Origin of the sequence: Paenibacillus kyungheensis, from assembly GCF_028606985.1 — a bacterium.
GTDB classification, from domain to species: domain Bacteria; phylum Bacillota; class Bacilli; order Paenibacillales; family Paenibacillaceae; genus Saccharibacillus; species Saccharibacillus kyungheensis.
On the sequence record NZ_CP117416.1, the window covers coordinates 116,205 to 122,500 of the forward strand.

Sequence of the window (6,296 nt, forward strand, 5' to 3'; positions counted from 1 at the left end):
ATAATTAATAGAAGAAAAGAGTAATTATAAATAATGGTTATTATTAGAAAGTAAACCTAAATTTTGTTGGGACAAATTTGTAGAATAAGCAGGAATTTCGCAAGTCAGAGCGAATTTGTATATTATGTTATACAACATAAACTTTGACATCTATCTAACAACCGTTTGAATTGTGTATTCGTCATCATTCTAATTAAGAAAAAAATCACAGCATAATACTTTAGCAGCGATGAAGGGAAGGATGACAAGTGGAACAAAAGAAAATACTTATCGTAGACGATCAAAATGGAATTCGAATTTTACTGATGGAGCTTTTTGGAAATGAAGGATATCAGATGTATCAAGCAGCTAACGGTAAAGCAGCGCTTGAAGTGGTAGAGAAAGATAACCCGGATCTTGTTCTTCTAGATATGAAAATTCCAGGTATGGATGGACTGGAAATTTTGAAGCATATCAAATCTACTCATCCTCATATTAAAGTGATTATGATGACAGCTTATGGAGAATTGGACATCATCAAACAAGCCAAAGATCTAGGGGCGATTAGCCATTTTACCAAGCCATTTGATATTGATGAAATGAGAAATGTAGTAGATCAAAACCTAAGAGGTAATCAAGTGGATCAGCAAAAATAAAATCCTATCCTCTAAGATAGGTTTTTTGCTATGCAAAGACGCATAGCCCTTTTTAAATTGCTTGTTTAGTATTTGAAGTGGGTTGTGTTATAATAAGCAACGTATGCGAGTATCGGCTTACAAATACCATCATTCTCAAGGAGGATATCATTATGCCATTAGTATCTATGACAGACATGTTAAACAAAGCACTTGAAGGAAAGTATGCAGTTGGACAATACAACATCAATAACCTGGAGTGGACTCAAGCGATTCTGGGAGCAGCGGAAGAAGAAAAATCACCAGTAATCCTTGGTGTATCTGAAGGTGCTGCACGTCATATGGGCGGATTCACTACTGTTGTTAAAATGGTAGAAGGATTGCTTCATGACATGAAAATCACTGTTCCAGTTGCTATTCACTTGGATCATGGTTCAAGCTTTGACAAATGTAAAGAAGCGATCGACGCTGGATTTACATCTGTAATGATCGATGGATCTCACCATTCAATCGACGAAAATATCGAAATGACTAAAAAAGTAGTAGACTATGCACATGCTAAAGGTGTTTCTGTTGAAGCTGAAGTTGGTACTGTAGGCGGACAAGAAGATGACGTTATCGGTGGTATCATGTATGCTGATCTTAACGAATGTGTACGCATCGTTAAAGAAACAGGTATCGATACATTAGCTCCAGCATTGGGTTCTGTACATGGTCCTTACCACGGCGAGCCTAACTTAGGATTCAAAGAAATGGAAGAAGTGCGTGACGCAGTTCAAATTCCATTAGTATTGCACGGTGGTACTGGTATCCCTAAACACGATATCGACAAAGCAATCTCTTTGGGTACATCCAAAATCAACGTAAATACTGAGAACCAAATCGTATTTGCAAAAACAGTTCGTGAAGTACTTGCTGCTAAACCAGATGCTTACGATCCTCGTACATTTATTGCACCAGGTCGCGACGCTATCAAACAAACAGTTATCGGTAAAATCCGTGAGTTTGGAACAAGCAACAAAGCGTAATCATATTGTTTTTGTCAAAAACATTTTAAATAACAGATTGTGGGAAGCACACCGCCTAGTCGGTGTCTTTCCATTTTCATTACCAAAATTCAACATCACGTATCGTTTACCGGATGCAAAACACGTAGGGGGACATTAAGCTTTATGGAAAAATTAATGATTAGTGGCGGACGCCCGTTGCAGGGAACTGTAACGATCAGCGGTGCAAAAAATAGTGCCATTGCGCTTATTCCTGCGGCATTGCTTGCGGAATCGGAAGTCGTGTTGGATAACTTACCGCTATTAAGCGATGTAGCCGTTTATGCAGAAATTTTAGAAAATTTAGGAGCAAGTGTAAGCTGGCATGAAAGTGAAAACCAGATGCGCATTGATCCAAGTGACGTTCGATCAATTCCAATGCCCAATGGCCCTGTCAAAAAGCTAAGAGCTTCGTATTACATGATGGGTGCATTACTTGGACGTTTTGGAGAAGCAACGATCGGTTTACCGGGAGGATGTAATTTTGAACCTCGTCCAATCGATCAACATATCAAAGGATTTGAAGCGTTAGGTGCAACAGTAACAAATGAACACGGTTCGATTCATTTATATGCTAAAGAATTACGTGGAGCTAAGATTTACTTGGACGTTGCTAGTGTAGGAGCAACGATTAACATTATGCTTGCGGCTGCAAGAGCCAAAGGGCATACTATTATTGAAAACGCGGCGAAAGAGCCTGAGATTATAGATGTAGCAACACTGTTAAATGCTATGGGTGCAAGTATCAAAGGTGCAGGTACAGAGACTATTCGTATTGAAGGTGTCACTGAAATGCATGGCTGTAGACATTCTATTATTCCTGACCGTATTCAAGCAGGAACCTATATGGTAGCAGCAGCAGCGACTCGTGGTAACGTTTTAATTGATAATGTTATTCCTAAGCATTTGGAAGCTATTACTGCCAAATTATTAGAGATGGGCGTGCAAGTAGAAGAGCTAGATGAAGGTATCCGCGTGATGGGGAGACCTACGTATAACCATGTTGATGTAAAAGCATTAACGTATCCTGGATTTGCTACTGATTTGCAATCACCGATGACAAGTCTACTTACACAAGCTCAAGGTGTCAGTGTACTTAGCGATTTTGTGTATAGTAGCCGATTTAAGCATGTTCCTGAACTGGCGCGTATGGGCGCTAAGATCAAAGTAGAAGGTCGTTCTGCTATCATTGAAGGCGCACCACTTAATGCGGCCAAAGTCAAAGCGATGGACTTGCGTGCAGGAGCTGCGCTTGTTATTGCCGGCTTAACCGTGCCTGAAGGTATTACAGAAGTGTCTGGTGTTGAATTTATTGACCGTGGTTATGATCATTTGGTCGAGAATTTGCGTAATCTAGGCGCAGATGTGTGGAGAGAAATCGTCTAAATAGGTTATATCATCATATTTCAAGTCATCCCTCTGTTGGGGAGGAGAACTCTTTTGTATTTTTTATAAAATACATACCTCTTGAATATCTCCTCCCAAAATGGGTAATGCTATCCTATGAACAAATTTGAAAAATTCCACTCCTTTTACATGTAGTTTCTCAATCTTCCGAATAATAGTAGTTTTGTTTTAGTTTACTTATATTTGTCTCAACAATCTTGATAAAATTGAATAGGTGGTTATTTTATGGATTTACAAATTTCCGATTTGGAAGAAATGAAGCTGACTGATCTGTATAAGCTAGCCAAACAGTATCAGATTCCTTATTATGGACAGCTCAAGAAAAAAGAATTGATTTTTGCTATCTTGCGCGCACAAGCTGAAAAAAGTGGTTTGATGTTTATGCAAGGTGTACTTGAAATTTTACCTGAAGGTTACGGATTTTTACGACCAATTAATTATCTTCCCAGTCATGAAGATATCTATATTTCAGCCTCACAGATTCGTAAGTTCGATCTTCGTACAGGTGATCTAGTATCTGGTAAATGTAGAGCGCCAAAAGAAAATGAACGTTACTTTGGATTACTTCAAGTCAATGCAGTCAATGGAACAAGCCCTGAACAAGCCGCAGAGCGTCTTCATTTCCCAGCATTAACTCCTCTTTATCCACAGGAAAAATTAGTATTAGAAACCGCTCAAAACAAACTATCAACTCGTATTATGGATGTTCTTGCACCGGTTGGACTAGGACAACGTGGTCTAATTGTTGCACCTCCCAAAGCAGGTAAAACATTGCTTCTTAAAGAGATTGCTAACAGCATCTCCACCAACAATCCCGAGATTGATTTGTTTGTATTATTAATTGATGAGCGTCCTGAGGAAGTAACGGATATGCAGCGTTCGGTCAAAGGTGAAGTAGTTGCTTCTACATTTGACGAATTGCCAGAAAATCATATTAAAGTAGCTGAATTGGTACTTGAACGCGCACTTCGTCTTGTAGAACACAAAAAAGACGTTGTTATTTTGTTAGATAGTATTACTCGTCTGGCACGCGCGTATAACCTGGTTATTCCACCATCTGGACGTACACTAAGCGGTGGTATAGATCCAGCAGCTTTCCATCGTCCGAAGCGTTTCTTTGGTGCTGCCCGTAATGTAGAAGAAGGCGGTAGTCTTACAATTCTCGCTACAGCTTTGATCGATACAGGTTCACGTATGGATGATATTATCTACGAAGAATTTAAAGGTACAGGTAATATGGAACTTCATTTGGATCGCAAATTGGCAGAACGTCGTATTTTCCCGGCAATCGATATTCGTCGTTCCGGTACACGTCGTGAAGAAGATTTGTTAGGTAAAGAAGAATTAGATACGATCTGGCATATTCGCAAAAATATGAATGAAACCCCTGACTTTGTGGATGGTTTCCTCAAAAAAATGCGCAATACAGAGACTAACAAAGAGTTCTTAGCATCTTTCGATACCGCTGAAGAAACAAATGCAAAAGGCAAAAGCAGCAGTGCTAAAAAGCCAGCAAATAGCAGTACTTCAAGCAGTCCTGGAAGACGTCCAACACGTTCCACTGCTTCAGCTTCAACTAAATAATATTCAGATTATAATCTAGTAGCGGGTTACATTTGGAACGCTATTTTATTGGATAAAAATGAATTTTTTGAAAACAATATATCTGTCCATTGCAATAGAAGCTTCTCTCGGTTATAATAATTTAATGCCGTGCTAGACGGGGAGGTAGCGGTGCCCTGTAACTCGCAATCCGCTGTAGCGAGGTTGAATTCCTGTTTTAGGTTTTGTCGATGTGAGGCTGGTATCTGAATACGGTGTTGACGGCTGGGTCCTTCGCAAAGGACGTCTGTGAATCTGGTCAGGTTCGGAAGAAAGCAGCCATAAGCAGTTCTGTTCTTGTGCCGAAGGAGTGCCTATCCTGAGTCGTGGTTCAGAAGAACCGCTTGGATCGCAATAATCAATGACAGGTGCACGGTATATTATAATTGTATGTAATAACACCTTTTGTCTTAGGACATCAGGTGTTTTTTGTTTGTTAAATAAGGTTACTGCTGTTTTGCTTGGCTCTAATCTATAGTATAATTAAGTGAAGTATTAAAAGAAGAAAGAGGGTAAGCAAGTGGAGCATATCGCACTTTATCGTGCTTGGCGACCACAGTCGTTTCAGGACATGGTTGGACAGCAGCATATTATTCAGACGCTGCAAAATGCCATTCGGGAAGAGCGTATTTCACATGCCTATCTGTTCAGTGGTCCCAGAGGAACAGGTAAAACGTCTGCTGCCAAAATTTTTGCAAAAGCGATTAACTGTGAACATGGGCCAGCTATAGAGCCGTGTAATGAATGTGAAACTTGCAAAAGGATCACATCAGGCAATATTATGGATGTGCTTGAGATTGATGCTGCATCCAACCGTGGTGTAGAAGAAATTCGTGATCTACGGGAAAAAGTTAAATACGCGCCTACTGAAGTACGACGCAAAGTATATATTATTGATGAAGTTCATATGTTAACAACAGAAGCATTTAATGCGTTGCTTAAGACGCTTGAAGAACCACCCGCTCATGTTGTTTTTATTTTAGCTACAACAGAACCTCATCGATTGCCAGCTACGATTATATCGCGTTGTCAACGTTTTGATTTTCGTCGTGTATCTTTGATTGAGCAGACCGATCGTCTTGCATTGATCGCAGGCGAAGAACAGATTGAAGCCGATCGTGACGCATTAGAATATATTGCTCGCCTATCAGATGGTGGAATGCGTGATGCAGTAAGTATTCTGGATCAAGTATCTGCTTTTACAGATGGCAAAGTAACATATACTCAAGTGTTGCAAATGACAGGTGGTATCGCTTCTGAACAGTTTGCTGAACTTGCTTCTGCTTTGTTACATGGTGATATCGCCAAAGTATTACAGATGGTAGAGTCATTTATGCAAGAAGGTAAAAGTGCAGAGAAGTGTATGGAGAACCTGCTTTATTATTTCCGGGATGTTTTAATGATTAAGATGATTCCACAAGCAGGTGATTTGACAGAGCGAATGCTGGATCCTGAGATTTTTCGAGAAACAGCGTCCGCATTTACAAAAGAACAATTGTTTGCCATGATTGATACGTTGAATCATTATCAGACTGAAATGAAGTATGCTGCTCAGCCTCAGATGTTATTTGAGGTCGCTTTACTAAAATTAGGCAGTATCCCGACCAGTGGAGCCAATGGAAGTTCT

5 protein-coding genes and 1 other RNA gene (1 of these 6 only partly in view) are annotated in these 6,296 nt (G+C 39.9%); all 6 read left to right on the forward strand.

The window, feature by feature from the left end; genetic code table 11:
* Positions 1-248: 248 nt before the first annotated feature.
* Complete coding sequence (locus PQ456_RS00480) at positions 249-635, forward strand: response regulator (protein ID WP_273614365.1); 387 nt, start codon at positions 249-251, stop codon at positions 633-635.
* 152 nt (positions 636-787) lie between these two features.
* A complete protein-coding gene (fba, locus tag PQ456_RS00485; protein WP_204827334.1) occupies positions 788-1,642 on the forward strand; it encodes a class II fructose-1,6-bisphosphate aldolase in 855 nt (284 codons plus the stop codon).
* A 144-nt stretch (positions 1,643-1,786) separates the two neighbouring features.
* Positions 1,787-3,046 (forward strand): UDP-N-acetylglucosamine 1-carboxyvinyltransferase, encoded by a 1,260-nt coding sequence (locus PQ456_RS00490; protein ID WP_273614366.1) that lies wholly within the window; start codon positions 1,787-1,789, stop codon positions 3,044-3,046.
* A gap of 246 nt (positions 3,047-3,292) precedes the next feature.
* Positions 3,293-4,651: a transcription termination factor Rho gene (gene rho / locus PQ456_RS00495; protein ID WP_273614367.1), complete on the forward strand. Its 1,359-nt coding sequence runs from the start codon at positions 3,293-3,295 to the stop codon at positions 4,649-4,651.
* 127 nt (positions 4,652-4,778) lie between these two features.
* Positions 4,779-5,045: signal recognition particle sRNA large type (gene ffs / locus PQ456_RS00500), an RNA gene on the forward strand.
* A gap of 144 nt (positions 5,046-5,189) precedes the next feature.
* A protein-coding gene (gene dnaX / locus PQ456_RS00505) for a DNA polymerase III subunit gamma/tau (protein WP_273614368.1) crosses the window boundary here: on the forward strand, positions 5,190-6,296 show its 5' portion. It continues 645 nt past the right edge of the window; 1,107 of the gene's 1,752 nt are visible here — the first part of the coding sequence; its start codon is at positions 5,190-5,192; the stop codon falls past the right edge of the window.